Origin of the sequence: Fischerella thermalis PCC 7521 (assembly GCF_000317225.1) — a bacterium.
Taxonomy (GTDB): Bacteria; Cyanobacteriota; Cyanobacteriia; order Cyanobacteriales; family Nostocaceae; genus Fischerella; species Fischerella thermalis.
Genome location: NZ_AJLL01000007.1, coordinates 36,273 through 60,948, shown reverse-complemented (window position 1 = coordinate 60,948; position 24,676 = coordinate 36,273). Strand labels below are relative to the sequence as shown.

Below are 24,676 nucleotides of genomic sequence, written 5' to 3'. Positions count from 1 at the left end.
TGATAATCGTATTCACTCTAGTTAATTTTCAGAGCTTTGACCAGCTCCTTGAAAAGGAATCTAACAGCTTTAGCCACAATCCGCGATCGCTCCTTGTACTACTAGTCCACCAAAGAAATTATCAGAGGTCATAGTTCCCCGACTTTTTGAAAAAGTCGGGGAGCTGAACAACCACAACCTTAAAAATTCCCCATACAACTTGGTTGTGGAGAGGAAAGTCGCCCCATTGCGGGAATGGGTAATCGGTAATTACAGAAAAGGAAAACAAAATTTGCTGACTTTTGCCTTACCTGTCTGTGATCAATACACTGTATGATTTTTAGATATTTTCTAAACTTTTCTTGAAACAGCAAATGATTATCCGCCATGCGACTGAAGCTGACTTGCCAAAAGTTGTAGCAATTTATAATGCCGCAGTTCCTGGACGCATGGCAACTGCTGATTTAGAACCAGTATCTTTGGAAAGCCGTCGTACTTGGTTTAGTGCGCGATCGCCCTCAAAAAATCCACTTTGGGTAATTGAAGTCGAGGGCGTAGTGGCTGGATGGTTGAGTTTACAATCTTTTTACGGACGACCAGCATATCATGCTACTGCTGAGGTTAGTATTTACATAGCTCCTAAGTATCATCGCCACGGTTTAGGAAAGCAGTTACTATCTCAAGCGATTAACCAAAGTCCCAACTTGGGCATTAAGAATTTATTAGGTTTTATTTTTGCTCATAACCATCCAAGCTTACAATTGTTTAACAAATTTGGCTTTCAAAATTGGGGATACCTACCCAAAGTTGCAGAATTGGATGGTGTGGAACGGGATTTAGTAATTATGGGACGACATATTTAACAGTTATTAGTTGAATAACACTACCCCACCTCCCAACTTCCCCCCATTCTCTCATTGCGGCACTTGAGTCGGCTTAACATTTTTGGCTCTATAGAAAGTTTCCAAGCTGTCGCGATCGCCTACAAAACGCCAATGCCAAGGTTCATAACTCACGCCTTGGGAATTATCTTTGGGAAAGGACATCTCAAAGCCAAAACGAGCAGCATTTGTTTGTAGCCATTGAAAAGCTTTGGTATTTTCAAAATTCTCATTCAAGTTAGTCGCTGGTGCTGTTCCATCCCCAATATCCACGGCGTAACCTGTATGATGTTCGCTATGACCAGGAGGAGCGCTCAAAGCTGCTCTCTGGGCTGGGGTTTGATTGCGTTGAGCGCCTACACCAAAGAATAATTGTTCTTGCTCTTTAACTGAACGAAAGCCAGAAATAGGTGTCAAAATAACACCAGCGCTCCGCGCTGCTGCCACCATCTCCTGATATTTTTGGGCAGCTACTTTTCGCAGTCTTTGCCGTCCATCTGCCGAAATTGGTGCTAGTTCTGATTCTGGCGCTTCTGTGTATGCCAGATGTCCCAGAACTTGATCGGTATTGTTGTTTTGTGAATTCGCAGGAGTTGCATTAGTTGGAGAAGGCTGAGAAACTAAATTTTTTTTCGGTGCAGTCCAGGCGAACAAAAAACCACTAATCACAGCCAGCAGCCCACAAACAAGCACTCCCCCAATTCCCAAAACCAAGAGAGATAGACGCCTCTTGGGTGCAACATCAGGAAAATCGCGTAAAGCTGCTGGAATATCTTCACCAGACACAGGCGATGAGTTTCGCGGTTTTCCAGAAAACTCAGCGTTCTTCAAGGGTTAACTCCTGCTTTTGTTGAGTATTCATAACAGATTGTAGACTGGAGAGGAATAAAGGCAATAGGTATCATTTTAGATATTTAGTTTCGAGTTTCGTTTTGACAAACCTCTTAGAACTATATGTCAAATTGGTGGGTTTAGTTTTGCTAGGGTTTTTCTTGGGACGCAAACTACCTGCTACTGTTCCCACCCGCTTAGGTCATTTCCTCTTTTGGGTAGGAGTACCATTGAGCATTGTAGCTTTTTTATATCAAACAGACTTGTCAGGGCAGATTTGGATTGCACCTGCGATCGCCTACTTAGCCATTTTCCTTGGGGCATTACTAGGCTGGATGGGGATAAAATGGCAAGCCCTTTTTACAAAAAACAATCTTCAGCAACCAACTCAGGGTAGTTTTCTCCTAGCAGCAATGGTAGGTAACACTGGTTATTTGGGTTATCCTGTTACCTTAGCCATAGTTGGCACTCAATATTTTGCTTTGGCGCTGTTTTACGATTTGCTTGGTACTACACTAGGCGCTTATGGCTTAGGCGTAGCCTTAGCAGCACGTTTTAGTAGCAGTGTCCATGATATTAAACATATTACTAAGGCAATAATTATTAATCCTGCTTTGTGGAGTTTTGGTTTCGGTTTAATATTACGGCAAGTAGCAATTCCTACCCCAGTTGAATTTTACCTAGATAAATTCGCTTGGACTACTGTGGCATTGTCGCTGTTATTAATCGGAATGCGATTGAGCAAGCTCAATTCCTGGCATAGCTTACCACAAGCAGGAATCAGCTTGGGAATAAAAATGTTATTAGTTCCGCTGATTCTGGGCTTTACTTTACCATTTTTTGGTTTAACAGGCCAAGCAGCCTTGGTTATAGTCCTACAAATGGCTATGCCTCCAGCCTTTGCCACATTAGTGCTTGCTGAAACCTTCAATCTTGATCGCGATCTAGCAGTTACTGCCTTAGCCGTAGGTTCAATAGTATTATTATTTACTCTACCTCTGTGGTTGTGGCTATTTTCTGTAGGGTAGCGACACTAGCCAAAATTAACAATAGAAACTAATTTTCTGTGGCTATATTCTATGATTGACATTGATTAAATGTACTTAGTGGAGAGCATTTATTCGAGCAGCATGAGGAGCGATCGCGTTAGGTGAAAGTGTACAGCTTGGTGGCGAGAGGATGTTGAAATATTTCCTATCCGCACCTCTGATTATCACTAACCACTAACCACCAACCACTAACTACTAACCACTTCCAATAATTCCGCCGGATTCATAAATTCATAGTGTTCAAATGGTTGATGAATCCAAGGATTATCAGATAAATAATCAACGTAATAATCAGGTTTTATTACTGAACAAGCTTTATACCAAATTACCGCAGTGCGAATTTCCTCTATTGGAGTATCAGAATGCGTCTTCAGCCAAGGTATAGTCTCTTTGAGAGTCACCCCAGAATCCACTAAGTCATCAACTAAGAGAATGCGCGAACCCAACTTTTCTGTAGTCATTGTCAAATGGCGAGAAAAGGTTAAATATCCCCTTTCTTGCTTGCCTGGGCCACTGTAAGATGATGTTGCTAAAATTGCCAAGGGCTGGTTATAAATACGGGAGAGAATATCACCCACCCGTAGTCCGCCTCTAGCAAGGCAAATAATTTGATTGAACTCCCAACCTGATTGATAGATTTGAGCAGCCAATTGTTCAATTTTGCGGTGATAATCTGACCAAGAAATGTAAAGGTCTGGCATAGTAGGGAAAGTTATTTGTAGCTATTAATGAAATGGCAAATCAAACTTTTTATCTTAGTATGAGCGAAGTGTAATATGAGCGATTCTCCCCCTGATGATAATTTCCAGCACAGTCCTGAGAATGAAAAACTAGACTTGAGTACTAAGCTAGCTTTTGGTGCTGGAGATTTGGGTACGGCAATTACTGCCATGATAGGGATCTCTTATTTGTCACCTTTCCTGACAGATGTCGCTGGTTTGAATCCCCAATTAGCTGGACAAACTCAACTCGTCGGTAAAGTTTGGGATGCAGTCAACGATCCAATGGTGGGGGTATTGAGCGATCGCACTCAAAGCAGTCAGGGGAGACGCTATCCTTGGATGATTTGGGGGGCAATTCCCTTCGGCGTTTTCTTTTTTTTGCAGTGGATTGTACCTCACTTTAGTAATAATGAAAATGTGAATCAGTGGGGTTTATTTTGGTATTACACTGCGATTTCGATTTTGTTTAATGCTTTCTATACAGTTGTTAATTTACCATACACGGCTCTCACTGCTGAACTAACCCAAGACTATGACGAACGTACCAGCCTCAATAGTTTTCGTTTTGCTTTTTCGATTGGTGGGAGCATTCTTGCTTTAATTATTGGATTAGTTATTTCTTTAGTAGTTCCTAATAACCGCAGCTTACAGTTTTTATTAATAGGAGCGATTTGTGCGATTATTTCTGTTCTACCAATATATTGGTGTGTTTGGGGAACGAAAAAACGCGCTCAAGCTGTAGCAAATTTGCACCCAGAAACAGAACAAACTGTCTCCATTCCCATTGGGCAACAACTTAAAATTGCTTTTAGTAATCGCCCTTTTTTATTTGTAGTCGGGATATATCTTTGTTCCTGGTTAGCAGTCCAACTCACGGCTGGTATTATTCCTTATTTTGTCATTAGTTGGATGCGTCTTCCCCAATGGCACATTAGTTCAGTACTATTAGCTGTACAAGGAACCGCAATGAGTATGTTGTTTGTCTGGAGTGCCATTAGTAAGCGTGTTGGCAAACAAGCTGTGTACTACATGGGTATGACTTTGTGGATTATCGCTCAAGCTGGACTGTTTTTCGTCAAGCCAGATCAGGTTGTGTTGATGTACTGTTTAGCAGTTTTAGCTGGTTTTGGGGTATCAACAGCTTATTTAATTCCTTGGTCAATGCTACCAGACGTGATTGAACTAGATGAATTAAAAACAGGACAGCGTCGGGAAGGTATTTTCTATAGTTTCATGGTATTTTTGCAAAAAATTTGTTTGGGTTTGGCTGTGAATTTAGTTTTGCAAAGACTGGGTGCAGCTGGATATATTAAACCCACACCAGAAATACCTGTACCAACTCAACCAGACTCTGTTTTAGAAGTGATTCGTGTTTCGATTGGCCCCTTACCAGCAGCAGCTTTAATTTGTGGTTTAGTTTTGGCGTATTTTTACCCAATTACCCGCGAAATGCACGCTGAAATTTTACTCAAACTCCAAGAAAGAAGGGAGAGACGGGGGATCGGGAATAGGGGAGATGGGGTGTGAGGGGTGTGAGGAGTGTGAGGAGTGTGGGGAGTGTGGGGAGAGTAACTAATGACAAATGACAATTGACTAACCACTAACAATCAATCTAAAGAGGGTGAATGTATATGAAAAGACGCAATAATACTTAATATATATATTAAGTAGAAAAAGCCAATTAAACCAAATGGCAGTTCCAAGCTTAGAGAAAATTTCCGCTCAGTTAGACAGTCCGAATCTACGCGATCGCATGGTTGCTCTTGCCTCGTTGAGAGACATACCAGCAGAAGAGGCTGTACCTTTAATTAAAAAAGTGTTGGATGATGAGTCCCTACAATTGCGATCAATGGCAATATTTGCCTTGGGGATTAAACAAACTTCGGAGTGCTACTCTATTTTGGTCAAAATTCTAGAAACTGATCCAGACTATGGCATCCGTGCTGATGCTGCTGGTGCGCTAGGATACTTGGGTGATGGCAGAGCCTTTGAACCTCTGTCAAGAGCATTTTATGAAGATACTGATTGGTTAGTCCGCTTTAGCGCGGCTGTCTCATTAGGTAATTTAAAAGACACTCGTGCCCGTGAAATCCTGTACAAAGCCCTCGACAGTGAAGAAGTGGTACTACAACAAGCAGCGATCGCAGCACTCGGAGAAATTAAAGATATCGATGCAGTAGATCGCGTTTTACGTTTTGCTCAATCAGATGATTGGTTAGTGCGACAGCGTTTAGCCGAAACTCTTGGCCAGCTTCCCACTCCTAAAAGTGTCTCCGCTTTGAAGTACCTAGAAAAAGACAGTCACGAAAACGTGGCCGAAGCTGCCAGAATTTCTCTTAAGAGATTAGAGGAAACAGGCTATCAAGTCTGAGGACACATAGAAAGGGAGACACACAAAGCATTTCTTTTTTTCATTCTTCTTCATTGCCCACCTCCCCATCTCCTCTTCCTGCTACCTTGTAATAAGTGGGATCATCAAGAATTTGACACAAGGTAATTTGATTCATGAGTATTGAAGAATTTTTTGAGTTAAGTGCTGGTAAATGGTTTTCCCATCGTACTAGTCATCACTTAGCTTTCAAGCAATCCGAGTCTGGTAAATCAGATATCTTTATAGAAATGCTGGCAGCAGATCATCCAGAGGTGATCAAGCTGTGTGAACAGTATGAAATTGACCCTAAACGTGCTTCCTGTGGTGCGAGAGTGACTTGGAATGGCACGATGGAATGGGATGAACAAGATCACAAAGGTTCTACGGTATTAGTTCCAGTACCGAATGAAGATAACCCCAACGAAGGCAAATTATTGCGGGAAATGGGCTACGCTGAGAAAATGCCTGTTGCTGGCAGCTATAAGATTGGTGATGATGACGCATTGACCTTAATTACAGAATACGAAACAATGTGGTCTGAAGAGCGCCTCTGGTTTGCTAGCCCCAATTTACGGATGCGAGTCGGCGTCCTGAAGCGCTTTGGTGGCTTTAGTATGGCTTCGTTCACTTCTGAAATTCGCATGGGTGGTGCTGCACCAGCTAAAGCTTCTGAGGCGGCGAATTCAGCATCAAGTTAGTTAAAACAATATTGGACCACAAAGACGCATAAAAATACAAGCTTTATTCAAGCGTCTTTGTGAGTTTTCATTGAAGTCGTAATTGAGGTGATCGCTTTTTGTAACTGCTTGACAAATTCTGCAAATTCACCTGCCATATAAACAGGTTTAGAAATAATACGGGGATTCACAGGAGCATTTTCAAACGGATCTCCGACATAGCGGGGAAAGAAGTGTACGTGCAGGTGTGGTATAGAATTGCCGTGAATCTCATAGTTCATCTTGATCGGCTGCGTAATTTCAGCTACAGCTTTGGAGGTTGTTTGCATATCTCGCATCAATGCAGCAGCTTCTTCAGTAGTCAAATCATGTATTTCAATTGCATGTCGTTTGAGAACTAGACAGCAGTAACCTTTCATGGGAGCATCTTCAACACTGGTTAGGTATGATGCTTCTAATTCAGCAACAATGCCAAGAGGCTTACCATTTTGGCATACTGGACAGAACTCACTAATTCTCAATCGCTGCCATTCTTCAGGATTTACCCATTTACTCATAATTTGGGTCTGATTGATCTGCAAATTTAGATCTGCAACAAACTAGCGATCGCCTGTGGTAATGGTAGGATGATCATCACCAACAAAGCCATTGCAAACAATCCCCAAACATCACGTTGGTTGTCCAGTTCCGTGACATCATTTAAAGCAGGTTCATCCATTAAGGGTATGAACAACAATATCAGCGCCCACAAGAAAAATCCTGGTTGAACTAAAGACAACAACAGCAACAGTAGACGCGCAACTTGACCAATTAAGATAGCGTTTCTTTGCCCAAACATTGCATGGACAATATGACCCCCATCTAACTGTCCCACCGGCATCAAATTCAATGCAGTTACGATTAGTCCCAAGCAAGCAGCGACAGCTACTGGATGTAAATCAATAGCTGATTGTGGTGTTAATTGACTACCCAAAGCCAGCTTGGAGAGCAGGGCTAGCAAAATAGAATATTTGGGATTGAGTGCATCAGGATTTAATAGTCCTGTTTTTTCTTCTGGTAAACTCACAACCTCAGAGTGAGCTAAGCCCCAAATCAATAAAGGCAATGTTACCACAAAACCTGCTAAAGGCCCGGCAATACTCACATCAAATAAAGCTTTACGGTTCGGTACAGGACTACGCATCTTAATAAATGCACCAAAAGTTCCCAAGAAAAATGGCATGGGAATAAAGTAAGGCGGGGTTGAGCGAATTTTATAGCGTCTCGTCGCCATTAAATAGTGACCAAGTTCGTGGACACCTAAAATAAACATCAAAGCTAGGGCGTAGGGTAATCCTTGCAAAATCAGGCTTGGGTTAGATTGAAATTGGCGGATTGTCAATTCAATACCAGCAATTTCTACTCCAACCTTGGTAGTTGTTACCAAAGTGGCTAACAATAGCAACAATGCCCAACCAAATTGTTTTAATTGTTCTTTTTTTCTCGGTGTATTACCTTGGGTAGCTAGAGTATTAGGAACAAGTACAAAGAAGGGTTTGCCATTTACATCTTCTTGAAAGAACACTAAAAATCTACCTGCAAATTTTGTTTCTATATTTTCTTTAATCTTTTGGTACGCTTCGTTTGGTTTGCTTCTTAATTGCCCTCGGCAAATTACAGCCTGAGGTCTATATTCTATATTCTGGATGTAATATACAGACCAAGGAAAACAATCTCGCAGTTTTTGTTCTTCGTTCGGCTGAATAGGACGCACGGGAGTTGGTTCTGGACTGGGGAGTGTTGTGGGTTCTGTTTGTGGCGCTTGAACTTCAGTTGGTTTGTCTTGTTGCGGTTGGCGTCCCCGTTGAAATAGCACCCAGTATAAAATAGGACAAATAACTAATGGCCAAATCATTAGCGATCGCGGTAGTGGTTGTTTTGCTCCATGGATTACTGTCCATCCTGTCCACAACAGTGCTGGAGTCATCAATACCAACCACAATAACCAGACAGGTGTCTGGGTGAGGCGAGCAACACTACGTTGCACCATTAGATAAGTAATTAGTCCCAGTAGAATCAGAAACCAAACTGTCATGTGATTTTTGTTTATTTTTAAATGTCAGTCCAAACTTGTGGTCAACCGCTCCACTATTATTGCCACAAGATAGACACTATCCCACTTTTTGATTCAGAGAAGTTTTATACTTAAACCGGGTTTGTCAAGACTCCTCAAGTAAATTGTTTTTCTCATGTGTCCCTTGTCTCAAGAATCAAATCATACAGCCAAGCCACCACAGGAAGTCCTAGATACTATTTTTGCATTTCCGCCAAATCGGGACACACTAGGGGGAACAGCTTATTTTATTGTCAAAAATGAAGGCAATATCCTGATAGACTGTCCTGCCTTTGATCAAACTTACCAAGATTTTATGCGATCGCATGGTGGTATAAGTTGGTTATTTCTCACCCACAGAGGGGCTATTGGTAAGACAGTAGAATATCAGCAAGCCTTCGATTGTAAAGTTTTAATTCAAGAACAAGAAGCATATCTCTTGCCTGAGCTTACTGTAACTACTTTTAGTCAGGAATTTGTCCTTGATTCCATCACAAAAGTGATTTGGACGTGTGGGCATTCTCCCGGCTCATCTTGCCTTTATTATAGTAAGTCTGGGGGTGTACTGTTTTCTGGACGCCACTTACTACCCAACCAGCAAGGTGATCCAGTTCCATTGCGAACAGCTAAGACTTTTCACTGGCATAGGCAAATAAAGAGCATCAAAATGCTTTTAGAACGCTTTACTCCAGAAACACTTCAATACATTTGCCCCGGAGCAAATACGGGTTTTCTCCGGGGTAAGCGTGTAATAGATAATGCATATGAACGCTTAGGCAGTCTGGATTTAGCACTATTGCAGACGCAAGCCATATTTTAGGGGGATAGAAAAACTGAGAGAACCGATCAGTTCTCTCAGTAACGAGGTAGAGGCTTTTGAGCAAGGTAGAGCCTTATTCGTCAGAAGTGACAATAATTATTCCGACTCTTCCTTATTGTTACGCACTCAGATGCTCATACTGGTATCAGTTACATCTTTTGATTGCACTGCATCGCCTTGCTCAGTAGTAAATTTTGCCAGAGCTGGTTAATGATCGTACTGAGGGCTAAAAATAAACATCGACTGAGGCGAGTTTTGATATTTTTAACAAGTAGCCAAGTATGCGATCGCCCAAATGTTCAAAAGGGAACAGAGAACAGTTTGCGGAATTCGACTGAGATCACTGATGACGGTACTGGTTAACTCTCTGTAGTTCACAGGTAGCTTGGGTTTTATAGCACCATGACCGATACCATTTCTGGCTTGACCATGGGAAACTCTGGCATAGAAAGCTTCTAGGGGAGTCACACCAGCAGCGGTTACACCAGCCAGAGATAGAAACCTACGTCGTGAGAAAGACACTTGCTCTGAATCCTTGTGATTTCACTCCTTTGAGGTGAAATCTATCAATCCCTGGTTAAATTCAAGTGAAGCAATAGTTAAATAACCTACTATTTTTACGCTGCGAGAATTTACGTAGTTTAAAAAAAATTAATAAGCGACAATATGAATGAAGACCACACGCTATTTAATTTCAGAATGCAACCGAATTCTCTGCAAACGATAAAATACTTAGCTGATACCCTAGTTTTGGATAGTCAAGCATGACATACAGCAAAAGGGAAAAAGAACAACTATTCCATCAAATTTATTCCCAAATGCTAAGTTCCAGCTATAGTATTGCCAAATTATTCCTGAGAGACAAGATCCCCGAATTCTCAAAGAAGTCGGGGGTCTAGGCTTTGTGATGATCACGAACCATATAAAAAATATTCTGTAGAACTGTAATAGTCCTGAGTCTGTTTGCAAAAATCAATTAGCAAAAATTGTGTTTATTTACATTGAAATTACGTGTATAATAATTTACATTATTTTAATAATTTTGTTTAAGTTAAATGTTTATTCATGTTAAATTGTGATCCCGAAGCCCACGAGTTGTTGTAATGCACAAAAAGGAAATCTACAGATGTCTAGGCAAATTTATCATCAGAGAAAATTTTTGAGAGCTTTTGACCAAAGGGTAATAAATATAATCTATAAATTGATTACTATTTTGAAAATATGCTGGATGAGACTGTTAGAGTCTGTCCCTTTTTTAATTGCTTGTGCTGTATTTTTAAGTGTAATAAGTCTGAAAAGTCCCATCCTACTTTTTTGTTTAGTTTTTAGTAGTTTAAGCGCAGTTGTCTTGCATAAAATTGGGCAACAAGTCAATCTACCAAAACGATATATTATCTTGTTACAAATGTTAGGAGTAGCTATTATTTTCAGTGCATTTTGGTTAGATTATTTTGCAGACCCAGCACAAGCACAGTTTTTCAGAAAAGCTGAAGATTTTTTCAAAAATACCCTAACACAAGGTGCGGCAACAGGTAGCAATACTCAAGCAGCAGTTAGTCTAGTATTTAATGTATTACGTGCGCTTTACTTACTATATATAGCTGTTTCCCTGATTGGTGTAATTAATGCAGTTCGGAAAGATGAAGACTGGCAAAGTGTTGCTAGAATTCCCTTATTAGTTGTAGTTGCGGTAACTATTGCTGATGTACTCACTGGCTTCGTTATTGGTGACACCAATACAACTAATTGATTCATCAGTAAAGATGAAAAACAGATCAGAAGTTCGCCATGTCTCAAGAATCAGATAAAGAATTTCGACCAGTAAATCAAATTTTAGGAACTCAACCTTCACTAGGTCCAATTCCTGCTGATCAAGTCTTTCCTTGGACAGTAATAGCCTTAACTTCCTACTTTATCGTCAATGGAATTTTTGGCGGTATCTTTAGTGATGAGTTTCAAAAATGGTTGTGGACATTGCTAATTACTGCTTGGGGAATGGCGACTTGGTGGATCTTAACTGGTGGTAGGAGTTGGCGCTTTTTAAGTAAATTTATTGGGGTTCCCACTTGGACTAGAGGCTTTGCTCGTTATCAAAGCTTGCTGGAAAATAACCATGAAGCAAAAAATCGGAAAACAAAGCGTCGGCGTCGCCGGAAGTGAAACACGATTCACACCCTTTGAAGACGCTTTACATCTAGCAACAATGCTACGCATATCGCTTGATGGACGCGATATCGGTGCTTACACTTTGACGAAAGGAAACCAAAAAGATAGGTTTTGTTTCGTTTTTGGTTTTGACTGTCAAGGAATTCATACGACCTTAAGACCAGAACAAATTAATACCATTTTGAATAACATTGAAGCTGGCTTAAAAGATATCCCTGAAGGTGAAAGAATAACTTTACATTTAGGGTCTTTTAGTTCAGATAAACAGCGACAAAAAGAGCTAGCATCTCTTGTTAAAAAATCTCCATCGCCAGATATTAAATATTTATTGCTTTCAGAAAGAGCAAGAGTTCAAGAATTAACTCGTTCTGGTATCCGGAAGCCAAAATTTTTGCGAATTTATGTAACTTACACAATTGAACCAGATGCGGCAAATACAGATGATTGGATAGAAAAATTATTAGCTAAAGGTGAAACTTGGTGGTTGAAATTTAAAGGTGATTTAGCAGAAGTCGAAAACCAACGTATTGAAACGATTATTACTAATGCCTATAAAAATGGTTTTTGTCGTTGGGAACAACTTTTATCTAACAAAATGGGGTTAGATATTAAACCTCTGAATACACAAGAATTATGGGGAGAAGTTTGGAGAAGGTTCAATGATACCCAACCAATAGATATTCCTCAATTGTTGACTTTAGATGAAAATGGTTTACGTGAACAAGCTAATTCAGACTTAGCTAGTACCAGATTACTGATTGAGAATATCCATAGTACAACTTTGCTAATTGAGTCTGATGTACCTTGTGCCGATCGCCGCTGGGTTCATGTTAACAGTAACTATGTCGGCGTCATGACTTTTCTCGAAAAACCTGGTGGTTGGCCGAGTAAAACCGCTCAATTACGTTATCTTTGGGAACTGTTAGCCAGAGAAAATGTCATAGACACAGAAATTTTTTGTCAGTTGAGTGCAGCGAATCCAGCAATAGTCAAAACTACACTGCAACGGGTATTAAAGCAGTCAAATATTACGGCTTTATTAGCACAGGAAAAAAGTAGAACTATCGATGTCAATGCTCAATTAAAGTTAAGAAAATCTGTAGCAGCACAAGAACAATTATACGAGGGAGCACTACCGATTTACGCAGGTATAGCTATTTTAGTGCATCGTCCGAGCATCGAGAGATTGGATGAAGCTACAAGATATATTGAAAACTGTTTTCAACGTCCAGCTAGGGTAATTAGAGAAACAGAATATGCTTGGAAAATTTGGTTGCAAACTTTACCAATTGTTTGGGAGACTCTACTCGCTAGACCTTTTAATCGACGTCAGTTATATTTAACAAGTGAAGTCCCAGGATTAATGCCTTTGGTGTTAACTAAAGCAGGCGATCGCGAAGGTTTTGAATTAATTGCTGAAGAAGGCGGTACACCAGTTCATTTAGATTTATTCAACCAACATAAAAACTTAGCACTATTTGCTACCACCCGTGCAGGTAAATCAGTATTGGTTTCAGGGATTTTAACACAAGCTTTAGCTCATAACATTCCTGTAGTAGCACTAGATTTTCCCAAACCCGATGGTACGTCTACTTTCACCGACTACACATATTTTATGGAGGGGAATGGAGCGTATTTTGATATCTCCAAACAATCAAATAACTTATTTGAACAACCAGATCTGCGCTTGTTGAATCCAGAAGAACAACGCGATCGCATGTTGGATTATATCGCTTTCCTCGAATCTGCTTTGATGACAATGGTTTTGGGGTCATCTAGCGAGAATCAGCTATTATCGCAAACAGTGCGATCGCTCTTAAACTTAGCATTAGGAGCCTTCTTTACCGATGAAAGTATTAAAACACGATATCAAGAAGCGATCGCAGGTGGCTTTGGTAGTATAGCTTGGCAGAAAACCCCAACATTAAGAGATTTTCTCTATTTTTGTTCGCCAGAACATTTGCAACTCGAATCGATCGCAGGTAGAGTTGAAGACGCCTTAAATCAAATTCAGCTGCGCCTGCGATTTTGGCTTTCCAGTCGTGTAGGTAAAGCAATTTCCGCACCTTCTAGTTTTCCCACAGATGCACAACTTTTGGTTTTCGCTTTGCGGAACCTTGCAGATAACGAAGACGCAGCAGTGCTATCTTTGAGTGCTTATTCCGCAGCATTACGCCGCGCCTTAAGTAGTCCTGCTTCTATATTCTTCATTGATGAAGCACCAATTCTCTTTGAATTCGACCAAATTTCTGATTTAGTAGGAAGAATTTGTGCTAACGGTGCGAAAGCCGGTATTAGAGTCATCCTCTCAGCCCAAGACCCTGATACAATTGCCAAATCTAAAGCATCATCCAAAATTTTACAAAACCTCACTACACGCTTAATAGGTCGAATTCAGCCAGTAGCCGTTGATAGTTTCACCAACATTCTCAAATATCCCCGCGAAATCATTGCGCGCAACGCAACTGAAAGCTTTTTCCCTCGTAAAGAAGGAATTTATAGCCAATGGTTATTAGATGATAACGGGATTTATACCTTCTGTCGCTACTACCCAGGTTACGAACAATTAGCAGTAGTAGCTAACAATCCCCAAGAACAAGCTGCACGTCAAAAAGTTATGCAGACTCACAAAGATAAATACGAAGCAGTTTCTGTCTTTGCACGTCAATTAGTAGCATTACTACGCGGTTAAATTGCTTAAATTGCTTATTTGTAGTCAAAGCTAAACCCCTTACTACAAACTTAAATGCAAACAAAAAATCCATCTGTGTTCATCGGTGTGCATCTGTGTTCGTATTAAATAAAAATCTACTTACCCAGCAGTTATGAAAAAAATAATTTTACTTGCCATACCTCTTTCATTACTCACCATCCTACCAGCAATAGCAGACCTTGGTCAAGTTTGGACAGACTTTCAATCTTACGCAACCGACTTACAAAACTACCTGAGAAATAACCTCACCGAAACACTACAACCAATAGAAGCAGAAGCTCAAATTGCCATTGATAGTTCCACCGGAGAATTGAACATACCCAACCCCAACGCCGCCGGAGAAATCATTCGTGATCGGACGATTTGGTACTACACTTCCGCAGACAAATTCGATAATAATTCCACAGTGAGAGCAAATTTAGTCAGCAATGAAATTAATCGCTTAATTACTCGTGGTGCAGCATCTGGATTATTGGGTACAAATGGACAATTGAGATTAAAAACAAAATTAGAATCAACAGAACAAACAATCCAAACAATTGCAGGATTTAACCAGGAAAATGAAAAACTGCAAGAGGAGATAAATACTCAGCTTGAAAGTTTTAAAAATGCAATACCTGATCCTGTTCAAAACGCATTAGCTAGCATCACTTCACTTTTGGGTATTGGTCAGCTGAACTTTTTACTACAAAATAACAAAATGCAAGAGGAAGAAGTGAAAATAACAAGCGAACATTTAGCCCAAACAATGCAAACTAACCAATTTCTACAATACTCCAATTTAAATTTAGCGAATATTTCCCAACAAGTAGAAGAAAATAACCGCGCACGCAGAGTAGATAATGCTACTGAAGCATCTAGACTATTACGAAATTCTTCTCAAGTAGATTTATTTGGTAGGCAGTTTGAACAATAACTCAAATCCTCGAAATGAAAATTATAATTTCCCAACTTTATCCTTCAAGATTTTTTGCCCAATCTAACGTTCCTGATATTCCCGATATTCTCAACAGTGGCTTCACTACTGCCAAAAGTGTTTCGGAAAGTTGGGAAAATCAATGGTTAGATTTATTACAAAATAATACTAATGATAATTTATATGGAGCATTAACAAATCTGGGCGTATTTTTCGCAGTCGGCACACTATTATTTTTCATGATCCAATGGCTCAGAGATGTTATCTATAGTGAATATTCCCGTCCGATTTCTGCTTTGATTTGGCCTTTTATAGTGGTAATACTATTAACTAATACAGGAAGCGGTAGTATATTGTCTAATCTGACACTGGGAATTAGAAATTTCATCAACACAGTAAATCAGCAAGTGATCACCACAGCAGATGCTAATAGAAATTATCAGCAAGCATTGAGTATGGGTGTTGCTGAAGAAGTAGCTGGATCTGTGCTGCGTCCTTGCCAGTCATTAACAGGTGAACAACAAAATCAATGTTTTCAAAGAGGCAGAGAAAAAATAGAAATTCTGTGGCAGACTTATAGAGATTTATATGGTGATAAAGTTTGGATTAATCGGCTAGAAAGTAAGATTAATCAAATCGCATTTAGCACAAATAGCGTACCAGAAAATACATTTAATTCTTTCTTAGGTTCCACAGTCCAGACTAGCATTAAAAATTTTTTCATTTCCTTGCAATATGCATTTCAAAATTTAATCGAAGCTACGATGTTGTTAGTAGCAACTTTAGGACCATTAGCTGTGGGGGGTTCTTTGTTACCTGTAGCTGGTAAGCCGATTTTTGCTTGGATGACTGGATTTTTATCGTTGGGAATTGCCAAAATTTCCTTCACGATTATTGCCATTTTAACTGCCACAGTAATTGTCAATGGCCCTGGTGAAGACGCTAGTGCTGATCCCGATTTAATGTGGTTCATGATTTTTTTGGGAGTCTTAGCACCAATAGTATCTTTGCTTTTAGCAGCTGCGGGGGGATTTGCAGTATTCAATGCAATTAGTAATACAGCGGCGTGGGCAAAAGAGAGGGTTTAAATGGTACGTTTATTAGAGAAAAAACAACGAACAGTGAATCTTTTAACTACATTTGCGATCGCAACTTTAGGATTGCAGATATTAGCCCTACTTTTCTTGACATTCCAAGGTTTAAAAATTCGTCAACTTAGTCTCAGAAAACCTGCTGCTTTTGTCCAATTAATAGCTGGTCAACCGATAACTGTTAATGATGACTTGGTAAGAGATCCAGAAGCAATTCGCCAATTTGTCAGTAAAAGCATGACCTCAATGTTCAACTGGTCTGGTAAATTACCAGCACAAAATGTCGAAGAAGTATCAAAACCCAAACCAGATTTAGGTATACTTATTCCCACATCACAAGGAATTAGCAAAAAAGTTACTACTAGCAGTTGGATTGCTAGCTTTGCTATATCAGAAGACTTTCGCAAAGGTTTTTTGCGTGAAATAGCAGCGATGACACCGCCAGAGGTTTTTAGTAATAATTCCAGTCAAGCAATAACTGCACAAATTGCCATTAAGCGAGTTTATCCTCCGCAAAAAATTTCACCAGGTAAATGGCGAGTAGGTTTAGTGGCTGACTTGATTCAAACAAAAAAATCGGATGGAAGAAGAATTATTACTCCTTTTAATAAGGATGTGTTGGTGCAGGCTGTCGATTATTTTCCTTATCCGCTAGATGATACTACTAGTGTTCTGCAAAAGGCAATTTATGGTATCCGTTCGGAGAAGTTGGAAATTTATGAAATTCGGAATTTGTGTTTGTTGGATCAGTATAACAATTTAAGTCAGGAGCAGTTACAGCAGTGTGGAATTCAAAATACGTCTGATAGTTTTGTGAGGTAATTGGGGATGGTGGTTATGCAAAAAATAATGTTTGAAAAAACGAACACAGATGAACACAGATGGACACAGATGGAGTTTGCGTGTGCGTTTGGGTTATGTGTTGAGTTTATTTTATGAGTAAATTTATAGAGTTAATTATCAATGCAGTTACTTAAACAGGAAAATAAAAAGAAAAGTAGTATTTTACCTTTGTTTGCTGTTGTAGCCTTTGGTTTAAATATTTTCACTTTATTAATACTGATGTTCCACGGTTCGATGTTGCAGCAGCTAAGTAAGCAATTAACACCGCGAAGTTTAGTGCAACTTGCTGATGGTCGTGCGATTACGGTAGATCCGACGCAAAATTTAGAACGCTATCCAGATACTATCCGGCGCTTTGTAGGTGAAACGATGACCTTAATGCTAACCTGGTCTCAGGAGCAGCCACCAGAAACAATATGGGAAATTAGTTCGGAATTGTTAACTAATGATGTAAAACAAAAATTTCAATCAGAAATTATTAATGGGAATACAGCTAATCAATTTGAAAACCGAGGTGCTGAGAGTGTTTTTGTGATCCAAAGAATTTCTCAACCTGTAAAAATTGCTGATGGAAAATGGAAAGTGGAGTTACAAGGTAATCAATTAATATTTAGCAATTCTGACAGGTTAGGAAGAGCGATCGCATTCAATAAACAAATCTTAATCCAAGCAATAGATAATCAAAAAATAACATTACCTGATCTACCACTTTCTTGGCATTTAGCAGCTTACCGCCTCGGTGAAGCCAGACTAGAAATTTACAATATATGTGACATCAAAGATAACAACTGTTCCTGATTAAACTATAAACTAAAGCTTTACTATGACTCGATATTCTATTCCTTCAGAAACTCATCCAGAAAATCTCGAGACTCCCATCAGTGAAAATTATCAACCAGAACTAGGATTATCTGATTGGGAACTGCGAATGGCAAAATTGGTTGGCTTTGAACAAGAATCTCCAGCCACCGAAACCCAAACAGAAGTAGGAGAGGATACAGCCAACTTACCACAGTTATCTTCAACTGCTCGAGAAGGTGAAGTTTCTACCAAGCAGTCCCTCTCATCCAATCCTTTTGCTAAGTTAGCCTTAGTAGGGACTGCTACTTTTGCTTTAGTTTTAGTAGCTGGTGCTTTTTTGTCCCAGTTGATGAGTGCTAGCAATCAAAAACCAAAAAAAACTAACATAGTTGCACCAAAAACGCCGCAAACATCCACGGAAACACGCCTGCAACAACTAGAAGGAGAATTAGAGACTTTAAAAACAAAATTAGCCTTAGCTGAACAAGCACAAGCTGTAAAATTAGCTCAGCAACAATTAAGAGTTGGAAAAGTCAAATCGCCACAACCAACTTCTGGGGTGGAAACTGCTAGAGATAATAGACTGAGAGTTGCTCTGCAAAGAACACCTACACCCACAAAAACAGTTTACACGCCGCCAAGGGTGATAACGCGTGTAGTCACAGTACCCCAAACTCCACCAAATTCTACTTCACCCCTACCTGTAATTCCCACACCAGAAACCCAACCCACAGTTCAATTTACCCCCGAACCCACACCAGATCCATTGCAGGAATGGGCAAGGCTATCAAAATTGGGTAGCTATGGTCAAGTATTAGATACTGCTACACCTAATAATACCCCCAATAATACTAATATAAATCGTCCGACTCCTTTAGCTGCAAACAATCCCAAAGTTCCACCGCAGATCAATAATTCTCAACCTGAGGATAATACTTCAGAACAATCAACTTCTGTTGTTAGCCAAGCACAAACAAAAAGTCCAAAATCAGTACGAGTCGGAACTAGTGTGAAAGCAGTATTAGCTACTGCTGTCTTTGGAGAAACTACTAGATCAACTAATAATAGAAATAATCAAGATAATAGTCCAAAAAACGTATTTGTAGTCCGTTTACAAGAACCATTAAAATCTATCGATGGTGAGGTAGTATTACCAGCCAAAACTGAGTTTTTGACAGAAGTTAGTTCTATTTCTGAACAAGGTTTAGTGCAGTTAAATGTGGTCAAATTGGTGAGGGAAAACAATGGTAATTTGACAGAGCAACCCTTAACAGCAAATGCTATCCTAATTCGTGCCTCGGCAGGTAAACCTCTAGTTGCCAACCAATATAAAAGAGGGACATCCACCGCTATGATTGATGCTAGCCAATTCGTATTGGGAGGTATTGGTAAAGCCGCAGAATTGTTCAATCGTACCGAATCGCAAGTCACGACAACAGCTACAGGTACTGTCGTTACTAACAGTAATCCCCGACGCAATCTCTTAGCTGGGATTTTGGAAGGTGGTGTGAGAACAGTGGTTCCGCAAATTACCCAACGTAATCAACAGGCAATTTCCCAAGCAATGCAACGCACTAACATCTGGTTTTTGCCAGCAGGCAAAGAAGTAGAAATATATATTAATCAAACTATGCAGCTTTAGTATAGTATCTCTGAAAATCGTATTTAAGCTAATCAAAGCTGCATAATAACATAGTATTGTGCCAATAACCTACTTTCCCTTTAGACACGCTACACAAACACAAAATAAAATCTAACCGAATAATCTCTCTGTACCCATCTGTGTTCATCGGTGTGCATCTGTGTTCGATATCTAAAACATAAATTTCGTCACAGCCTCAATTCCCAGCAAATATAAATACTATATACAGCCATGAAAAATAACATCAACCTGCAATTTAAACCCCCAAATAACCCCCATCTCCTAACTCTAACTTCCCTGATTTTTTCAGCTGCAATCTCGATCATAGCAGGTCGTGCCTTGGCAAATAATGCCGTTCTCCGTTCCATGTTTTCTTGCCAAGCGCAAGGGTTAGGAGGAGTAATACCTACTATCAACGTCTGGTTTCAACAAGGCACAAATTTAAGTTTTATTCCGGCTGGAGAAACAATTAAAAAAGTTTGGTTAAACGATCCATCCCAGGTCACAATGGATTTTGATGGGCCAATGTGTATGCAGTTTGGTCCAGACCGTAATAATAACGTCGGAGATTGTAAAAATTCCGCAGCAAATGTCATTCAACTCAGACGAATAAAAAAAATCAATATTCCTGGACTACCCACCACTGATAAAACACTTTTAACAGTAGTTACTGAACAAGGCGGTAAAAACAAGCTATATACCTTTGAAATTGTTTATGATACAGGGTCTCCAGAATATCATACTTTAGCAATTTACCCTGATCCTCCTGCTCCTAGTTCAGCCCCCGCTTGCGTGAGAGTTGGACAGTCAAGAAATTGATCAGCCATACTCCTGTTGCCGATACTAGTAAAAAAGGCGTCAACCAATCACCCCAACGCACATATAAAGTCTGCGTTTGGCGGCGATAAATTTTTTCAGCGTGAACCTCGTAGATATTATGTCCCGATATCCATACTGTTCTACCGTGGGGATCTACAAAAGCTGAATATCCTGTATTTGTTGCCCGTACTGCCCATTTATCAGTTTCAATTGCCCGCATGATATCCTGAGCATGATGCTGTGCTGGCATAGATGCACTGTAATGAGCATCATTAGATGAGCTGAGGATAAACTGTCCCCCTGCTTGGGCTTGATAGCGAAATACCTCCGGGAAAGCAGACTCGTAACAAATGCCTGCGATCGCACGACCAAAAGGCGTGTTAAAAATTTGATTTGGTGAACCAGGAACTTGATGTTCATCCAAAGGTGACAAGCGACTAATAATACCACCTAAAATTTCTTCAAAGGGGACGTACTCACCAATCGGTACTAACTTTACCTTGTCGTAACGACTAAAAACCTCACCGTCACCAGTGATAGTCAACAAACTATTTGTATAACTTTTTCCCTTCTCGCCAAAACCACCAATCCAGGCTACAACTCCCTTAGAACGCACCGCCGCCACCAAGGAACTACCGATAATGTGACGCTGGAAGAAAGGTAAGGCCCCTTCCGGTGTTAGTACTGCATCAACTCCTTGATTTACTAAAGTTAGATACCCACTGGTGTAGCCTGCTAAGGCGCGACGTAAGCCTTCTGGATAAAGTTTGATTTGGTTAGGAATGTTACCTTGAATTATTCCTATCTTCAGGGCTGCCGCTGGTGGTTGAATTAGGGGACGGGTGTATAAGCTAAAACCGATTAGGTGTAGGATAAGTAATAAACCTGTGGCGGTAATTAGATATTTATTAACGAACCGCCAAGGCGCCAAGAACGCAGAGAAAATCTTGGCGTCCTTGGCGTCTTGGCGGTTGATAAAAGCTTCTGCAATTAGCCCATTGACGGCGACAATCGCAGCTGTTACGGCATAAGGCCCTGAAAGTTGCCCAAGATGGAGGATTACGAGATTATACGGACTTTGTGTGTAGGAAAGAGAACTCCAAAATAAGGCTCCCCAACTCAATACAGTCTCGATACCACACCACAGGGCTGTGCCTATAAGAACACGAGCGTAGGGTTTTTGGATAGAAGGACAAATGATCCTCATCCCTGTCGCCCACAACGCTACGGATGCAGCCCCCCAAAGGGTGATGAATACCCAGCAGAAAAGAGCTATTGCCAGGCTTGTTAACCAAGGAACCCCCATCCACGTCATGGGATGAATACCTGTAATCCAGGATAGGGCTATACCGTGATAACCAATACCCCAGATCAAGGCAAGAAGAAGGGGAAATGGCTTTGGGCGGAGTGTAGGATTAACTACTAAATACCATAGAGGTGCTAAGGCTACCCATGCCAAAAACCAGGCATTGACTGGGGCGACGGTAAGCCCCATCAATATACCACTCCCTAAGGCGATCGCACAACTCACAAAGAGTTCGCTGTGTTCTTTACTCTGCTTCTGTCGCATCACCAGTGTCGGGAGGAACGATCGCCACTCCTGTAATGACATCATCTTCGTCTAGGCGTTGTACACGGACGCCTGTAGCAGAGCGAGACTGGACGGAAATTGCATTCACTGCCTGTCTGATGATGATACCGCGACTGGTGACCATCATAATTTCATCGTCGTTGTTGACAATGTGTAGGTTGGCTAGTTGGTCTTTGATTTTGCGACTCTTGAATTTGGTTGCCATTAAACCTTGACCAGCCCGGTTTTGCAAGCGGAACTGAGCAACGGGTACGCGTTTACCGTAGCCTCCAGTTGTAATTACTAATACCCAAGGGCCGTGATGACCGTTGCCTGGTACTTCTGCGGATTCTTCTGTTTCGATGTCTTCGGTTTCGATCTCTGCGATTTCTGCTTCAGACACTGGGGTTAAATTATCTAGAATCGCGGCGGGTAGAATATCCATGCCAACTAATTCATCACCGTTCTTGAGTTTCATGGCTTTGACACCACGGGTAGCACGACCAAGGGGACGCAGTTGTTCGTGATCGCAGCGGAAGTGAATGGCCATACCTTGACGAGAACCGATGATGACGCTGTCTTCAACTTTTGCCCGTCGTACCCAGCGCAGTTGATCGCCTTCTTCTAGGGAAATAGCAATTAAGCCGTTGGCACGAATATGACTAAAGGCTTCCAATACGGTTTTCTTGATGTTGCCGCCTTTGGTGAGCATGACCAAATATTCATCGCTGGTAAATTCACTGACAGGTACGATGGAAGTAATTTTTTCTTCTTTGGGAATGGGCAGCATCTGTACAATCGGTGTGCCGCGACTGGTACGGGAACCTACAGGAATTTGGTAGGCTTTGAGGCAGTAGACTACACCGCGATCGCTAAAGAATAATAGGCTATCGTGGTCACAGCAAGTCAAGAAATGTTCGACGCCATCATCGTCTTTGACTTTGGCAGCAGCTTTGCCTCTGGTGGCGCGGCTTTGGGCTTCAAAGGTGTTGACGGGCATCCGTTTGATATAGCCTTGTTCGGTGATTAAAATTACAGCTTTTTCGTTGGCAATTAGGTCTATATCTTCTAAATCCCCTTCACCATGGGTAATGACCGTGCGTCGTGGTGTAGCAAATTTGTTTTTGAGATACTGTATTTCGGTTTCAATAATGTGCAGTATCCGTTCCCGCTTTGCCAAAATATCTTGCAAGTCGGCGATTTGGGCTTGCAATTCTTCATGTTCTTGGCGGATTTTATCTGCTTCTAAGGCTGTTAACCGCCGCAGTTGCATTTGTAAAATTGCATCTGCTTGTGCTTCTGACAAGCCGTGAGTTGTGATTAATTCTCCTTTTGCTGTCGGTGTATCCGCGGCGTGACGAATTAAAGCAATAATTGCATCTAGATGGGATAAGGCAATTAATAACCCTTGCAAAATATGGTCGCGTTCTTCTGCTTTGCGCAGTTCATACTGGGTGCGTCTGGTGATCGCTTCTACACGAAAATCCAGAAATACTTGCAAAAACTGCTTAAGGGTGAGGATTTGGGGTTCTCCGTTCACCAACGCCAGCATATTTGCCCCAAAGTTAGCTTGCAGGGGCGTTTGCTTGTAGAGATTGTTCAGAACGACACGGGGATAGGCATCGCGCTTGAGTTCGATGACAATTCGCATTCCGTCGCGATCGCTTTCATCCCGGATATCAGCAATTCCCTCGATGCGTTTTTCATTTACCAACTCGGCGATTTTCTCAATTAACGCTGCTTTGTTGGTTTGATAGGGCAACTCGGTGATAATAATCGCTTCCCTTTCCGGGCGTCCTCGTTGTTCGATGGTTTCAATGTTTGCTACACCACGCATAGTTATCGAACCGCGTCCAGTGGTGTAGGCTTCTTTGATCGCCGCAGTACCAAGAACGTGACCACCAGTCGGAAAGTCGGGTCCATGGATATACTGCATAAGTTGAGTATTAGTTATATCCGGGTTATGAATTAGTGCTACTAACCCATCAATCAATTCACCCAAGTTATGGGGTGGGATATTAGTTGCCATCCCCACGGCAATTCCGGAGGAACCATTTAATAACAACTGCGGTATCCGCGCTGGTAAGACGGTTGGTTCTTGCTGAGAACCGTCGAAGTTATTGACAAAATCTACGGTTTCCGATTCAATGTCTTGAAGCAGAGCATCGGTAGTTAAGGCTTGTAAGCGGCATTCGGTGTAACGCATCGCCGCTGGTGGATCGTTATCTACAGAACCAAAATTACCATGCCCTTCAATTAAAGGCGATCGCATCGAGAAATCCTGCGCCATCCGCACTAAGGCATCATACACTGCTGTGTCGCCGTGGGGGTGATATTTACCCAAAACTTCCCCCACAACACGCGCACATTTACGGAAAGGACGGTCTGAGGTCAACCCCAACTCATGCATGGCGTAAAGGATACGCCGATGGACAGGTTTCAGACCATCCCTGGCATCTGGCAGCGCCCGCCCAACGATGACGCTCATGGCATATTCCAGGTAAGACCTGGACATTTCGTTTCGCAGATCCGTGGGGATAATCCTCTCCTGAGAGGTTGTCATAACCTAAAAAGCTCCAATAATGGCTAGTTTTAGCGATTAAAGCGAAAATAAGCAAAATTATTGCAAACTAAGCTTGAATAATTGCCATAATTTGTTACAATTTTAGCACATATTGTCTATTTTTGCCTGC

At 41.0% G+C, this 24,676-nt stretch carries 22 protein-coding genes; 15 read left to right on the top strand and 7 right to left on the bottom strand.

The window, feature by feature from the left end; genetic code table 11:
• Nucleotides 1-353: 353 nt before the first annotated feature.
• Nucleotides 354-842 (top strand): GNAT family N-acetyltransferase, encoded by a 489-nt coding sequence (locus UYK_RS0101665; protein ID WP_009455355.1) that lies wholly within the window; start codon nucleotides 354-356, stop codon nucleotides 840-842.
• Between the two features lie 51 nt (nucleotides 843-893).
• On the opposite strand, the gene UYK_RS0101660 is transcribed toward UYK_RS0101665, so the two are convergent.
• Nucleotides 894-1,691 (bottom strand): M15 family metallopeptidase, encoded by a 798-nt coding sequence (locus UYK_RS0101660; RefSeq protein ID WP_009455354.1) that lies wholly within the window; start codon nucleotides 1,689-1,691, stop codon nucleotides 894-896.
• 101 nt (nucleotides 1,692-1,792) lie between these two features.
• On the opposite strand from UYK_RS0101660, the gene UYK_RS0101655 reads away from it, so the two are divergent.
• Nucleotides 1,793-2,719 carry an AEC family transporter gene (locus tag UYK_RS0101655; RefSeq protein ID WP_009455353.1) on the top strand — a complete coding sequence of 309 codons (927 nt, stop codon included), beginning with the start codon at nucleotides 1,793-1,795 and terminating at the stop codon, nucleotides 2,717-2,719.
• 209 nt (nucleotides 2,720-2,928) lie between these two features.
• On the opposite strand, the gene UYK_RS0101650 is transcribed toward UYK_RS0101655, so the two are convergent.
• Entirely contained in the window at nucleotides 2,929-3,441 is a 513-nt protein-coding gene (locus UYK_RS0101650; protein WP_009455352.1) for a phosphoribosyltransferase, read from the bottom strand.
• A 75-nt stretch (nucleotides 3,442-3,516) separates the two neighbouring features.
• Between UYK_RS0101650 and UYK_RS0101645 the strand changes: the two genes are divergently transcribed.
• The 3 genes from UYK_RS0101645 to UYK_RS0101630 all read left to right on the top strand — a co-directional run bounded on the left by UYK_RS0101645 (nucleotide 3,517) and on the right by UYK_RS0101630 (nucleotide 6,531).
• On the top strand, nucleotides 3,517-4,989 hold the full coding sequence (locus UYK_RS0101645) for an MFS transporter (protein WP_009455351.1): 1,473 nt from the start codon (nucleotides 3,517-3,519) through the stop codon (nucleotides 4,987-4,989).
• A gap of 163 nt (nucleotides 4,990-5,152) precedes the next feature.
• On the top strand, nucleotides 5,153-5,833 hold the full coding sequence (locus tag UYK_RS0101640; protein ID WP_009455350.1) for a HEAT repeat domain-containing protein: 681 nt from the start codon (nucleotides 5,153-5,155) through the stop codon (nucleotides 5,831-5,833).
• Between the two features lie 134 nt (nucleotides 5,834-5,967).
• Nucleotides 5,968-6,531, top strand: a complete 564-nt coding sequence (locus UYK_RS0101630) for a phycobiliprotein lyase (protein ID WP_009455349.1) — start codon at nucleotides 5,968-5,970, stop codon at nucleotides 6,529-6,531.
• Between the two features lie 47 nt (nucleotides 6,532-6,578).
• On the opposite strand, the gene UYK_RS0101625 is transcribed toward UYK_RS0101630, so the two are convergent.
• Nucleotides 6,579-7,067 carry an HIT family protein gene (locus UYK_RS0101625; protein WP_009455348.1) on the bottom strand — a complete coding sequence of 163 codons (489 nt, stop codon included), beginning with the start codon at nucleotides 7,065-7,067 and terminating at the stop codon, nucleotides 6,579-6,581.
• Between the two features lie 26 nt (nucleotides 7,068-7,093).
• On the bottom strand, nucleotides 7,094-8,584 hold the full coding sequence (locus tag UYK_RS0101620) for a site-2 protease family protein (RefSeq protein ID WP_009455347.1): 1,491 nt from the start codon (nucleotides 8,582-8,584) through the stop codon (nucleotides 7,094-7,096).
• 154 nt (nucleotides 8,585-8,738) lie between these two features.
• On the opposite strand from UYK_RS0101620, the gene UYK_RS0101615 reads away from it, so the two are divergent.
• Nucleotides 8,739-9,422: an MBL fold metallo-hydrolase gene (locus UYK_RS0101615; protein ID WP_009455346.1), complete on the top strand. Its 684-nt coding sequence runs from the start codon at nucleotides 8,739-8,741 to the stop codon at nucleotides 9,420-9,422.
• Nucleotides 9,423-9,686: 264 nt separating this feature from the next.
• Here UYK_RS0101615 and UYK_RS0101610 read toward each other — a convergent pair whose 3' ends face one another.
• Complete coding sequence (locus UYK_RS0101610; protein ID WP_009455345.1) at nucleotides 9,687-9,944, bottom strand: hypothetical protein; 258 nt, start codon at nucleotides 9,942-9,944, stop codon at nucleotides 9,687-9,689.
• Nucleotides 9,945-10,548: 604 nt separating this feature from the next.
• Here UYK_RS0101610 and UYK_RS0101605 point away from each other — a divergent pair.
• The 9 genes from UYK_RS0101605 to UYK_RS0101560 all read left to right on the top strand — a co-directional run bounded on the left by UYK_RS0101605 (nucleotide 10,549) and on the right by UYK_RS0101560 (nucleotide 20,413).
• Entirely contained in the window at nucleotides 10,549-11,172 is a 624-nt protein-coding gene (locus tag UYK_RS0101605; protein WP_009455344.1) for a hypothetical protein, read from the top strand.
• A 38-nt stretch (nucleotides 11,173-11,210) separates the two neighbouring features.
• Nucleotides 11,211-11,582: a hypothetical protein gene (locus UYK_RS0101600; RefSeq protein WP_009455343.1), complete on the top strand. Its 372-nt coding sequence runs from the start codon at nucleotides 11,211-11,213 to the stop codon at nucleotides 11,580-11,582.
• On the top strand, nucleotides 11,536-14,280 hold the full coding sequence (locus tag UYK_RS0101595; RefSeq protein WP_009455342.1) for a hypothetical protein: 2,745 nt from the start codon (nucleotides 11,536-11,538) through the stop codon (nucleotides 14,278-14,280). The genes UYK_RS0101600 and UYK_RS0101595 overlap by 47 nt, the downstream gene beginning before the upstream one ends.
• A gap of 133 nt (nucleotides 14,281-14,413) precedes the next feature.
• Entirely contained in the window at nucleotides 14,414-15,217 is an 804-nt protein-coding gene (locus tag UYK_RS0101590) for a hypothetical protein (RefSeq protein WP_009455341.1), read from the top strand.
• A gap of 14 nt (nucleotides 15,218-15,231) precedes the next feature.
• The gene (locus UYK_RS0101585; protein WP_009455340.1) at nucleotides 15,232-16,305 is read left to right on the top strand and encodes a hypothetical protein; all 1,074 of its coding nucleotides are present in this window, start codon (nucleotides 15,232-15,234) and stop codon (nucleotides 16,303-16,305) included.
• Nucleotides 16,306-17,130, top strand: coding sequence for a hypothetical protein (locus tag UYK_RS0101580; protein WP_009455339.1), 825 nt, complete (start codon nucleotides 16,306-16,308; stop codon nucleotides 17,128-17,130).
• A 141-nt stretch (nucleotides 17,131-17,271) separates the two neighbouring features.
• Nucleotides 17,272-17,949 carry a hypothetical protein gene (locus tag UYK_RS0101570; protein WP_009455338.1) on the top strand — a complete coding sequence of 226 codons (678 nt, stop codon included), beginning with the start codon at nucleotides 17,272-17,274 and terminating at the stop codon, nucleotides 17,947-17,949.
• A 25-nt stretch (nucleotides 17,950-17,974) separates the two neighbouring features.
• Nucleotides 17,975-19,594, top strand: a complete 1,620-nt coding sequence (locus UYK_RS0101565) for a TrbI/VirB10 family protein (RefSeq protein WP_009455337.1) — start codon at nucleotides 17,975-17,977, stop codon at nucleotides 19,592-19,594.
• A 231-nt stretch (nucleotides 19,595-19,825) separates the two neighbouring features.
• The gene (locus UYK_RS0101560) at nucleotides 19,826-20,413 is read left to right on the top strand and encodes a hypothetical protein (protein ID WP_009455336.1); all 588 of its coding nucleotides are present in this window, start codon (nucleotides 19,826-19,828) and stop codon (nucleotides 20,411-20,413) included.
• Here the strand turns inward: UYK_RS0101560 and lnt are convergent.
• Both lnt and gyrA read right to left on the bottom strand, forming a co-directional pair.
• A complete protein-coding gene (lnt, locus tag UYK_RS23960) occupies nucleotides 20,367-21,983 on the bottom strand; it encodes an apolipoprotein N-acyltransferase (RefSeq protein WP_016870787.1) in 1,617 nt (538 codons plus the stop codon). The genes UYK_RS0101560 and lnt overlap by 47 nt on opposite strands.
• Nucleotides 21,964-24,546: a DNA gyrase subunit A gene (gene gyrA / locus UYK_RS0101550; protein ID WP_009455334.1), complete on the bottom strand. Its 2,583-nt coding sequence runs from the start codon at nucleotides 24,544-24,546 to the stop codon at nucleotides 21,964-21,966. The genes lnt and gyrA overlap by 20 nt, the downstream gene beginning before the upstream one ends.
• Between the last annotated feature and the right edge of the window lie 130 nt (nucleotides 24,547-24,676).

What these genes read in the sequence shown, in the direction of transcription:
- UYK_RS0101665 (WP_009455355.1), top strand. Translation starts at nt 354, where the DNA reads ATGATTATCCGCCATGCGACTGAAGCTGACTTGCCAAAAGTTGTAGCA.
- UYK_RS0101650 (WP_009455352.1), bottom strand. Translation starts at nt 3,441, where the DNA reads ATGCCAGACCTTTACATTTCTTGGTCAGATTATCACCGCAAAATTGAA.
- UYK_RS0101645 (WP_009455351.1), top strand. Translation starts at nt 3,517, where the DNA reads ATGAGCGATTCTCCCCCTGATGATAATTTCCAGCACAGTCCTGAGAAT.
- UYK_RS0101640 (WP_009455350.1), top strand. Translation starts at nt 5,153, where the DNA reads ATGGCAGTTCCAAGCTTAGAGAAAATTTCCGCTCAGTTAGACAGTCCG.
- UYK_RS0101630 (WP_009455349.1), top strand. Translation starts at nt 5,968, where the DNA reads ATGAGTATTGAAGAATTTTTTGAGTTAAGTGCTGGTAAATGGTTTTCC.
- UYK_RS0101625 (WP_009455348.1), bottom strand. Translation starts at nt 7,067, where the DNA reads ATGAGTAAATGGGTAAATCCTGAAGAATGGCAGCGATTGAGAATTAGT.
- UYK_RS0101620 (WP_009455347.1), bottom strand. Translation starts at nt 8,584, where the DNA reads ATGACAGTTTGGTTTCTGATTCTACTGGGACTAATTACTTATCTAATG.
- UYK_RS0101615 (WP_009455346.1), top strand. Translation starts at nt 8,739, where the DNA reads ATGTGTCCCTTGTCTCAAGAATCAAATCATACAGCCAAGCCACCACAG.
- UYK_RS0101605 (WP_009455344.1), top strand. Translation starts at nt 10,549, where the DNA reads ATGTCTAGGCAAATTTATCATCAGAGAAAATTTTTGAGAGCTTTTGAC.
- UYK_RS0101600 (WP_009455343.1), top strand. Translation starts at nt 11,211, where the DNA reads ATGTCTCAAGAATCAGATAAAGAATTTCGACCAGTAAATCAAATTTTA.
- UYK_RS0101595 (WP_009455342.1), top strand. Translation starts at nt 11,536, where the DNA reads ATGAAGCAAAAAATCGGAAAACAAAGCGTCGGCGTCGCCGGAAGTGAA.
- UYK_RS0101590 (WP_009455341.1), top strand. Translation starts at nt 14,414, where the DNA reads ATGAAAAAAATAATTTTACTTGCCATACCTCTTTCATTACTCACCATC.
- UYK_RS0101585 (WP_009455340.1), top strand. Translation starts at nt 15,232, where the DNA reads ATGAAAATTATAATTTCCCAACTTTATCCTTCAAGATTTTTTGCCCAA.
- UYK_RS0101580 (WP_009455339.1), top strand. Translation starts at nt 16,306, where the DNA reads ATGGTACGTTTATTAGAGAAAAAACAACGAACAGTGAATCTTTTAACT.
- UYK_RS0101570 (WP_009455338.1), top strand. Translation starts at nt 17,272, where the DNA reads ATGCAGTTACTTAAACAGGAAAATAAAAAGAAAAGTAGTATTTTACCT.
- UYK_RS0101565 (WP_009455337.1), top strand. Translation starts at nt 17,975, where the DNA reads ATGACTCGATATTCTATTCCTTCAGAAACTCATCCAGAAAATCTCGAG.
- UYK_RS0101560 (WP_009455336.1), top strand. Translation starts at nt 19,826, where the DNA reads ATGAAAAATAACATCAACCTGCAATTTAAACCCCCAAATAACCCCCAT.
- lnt (WP_016870787.1), bottom strand. Translation starts at nt 21,983, where the DNA reads ATGCGACAGAAGCAGAGTAAAGAACACAGCGAACTCTTTGTGAGTTGT.
- gyrA (WP_009455334.1), bottom strand. Translation starts at nt 24,546, where the DNA reads ATGACAACCTCTCAGGAGAGGATTATCCCCACGGATCTGCGAAACGAA.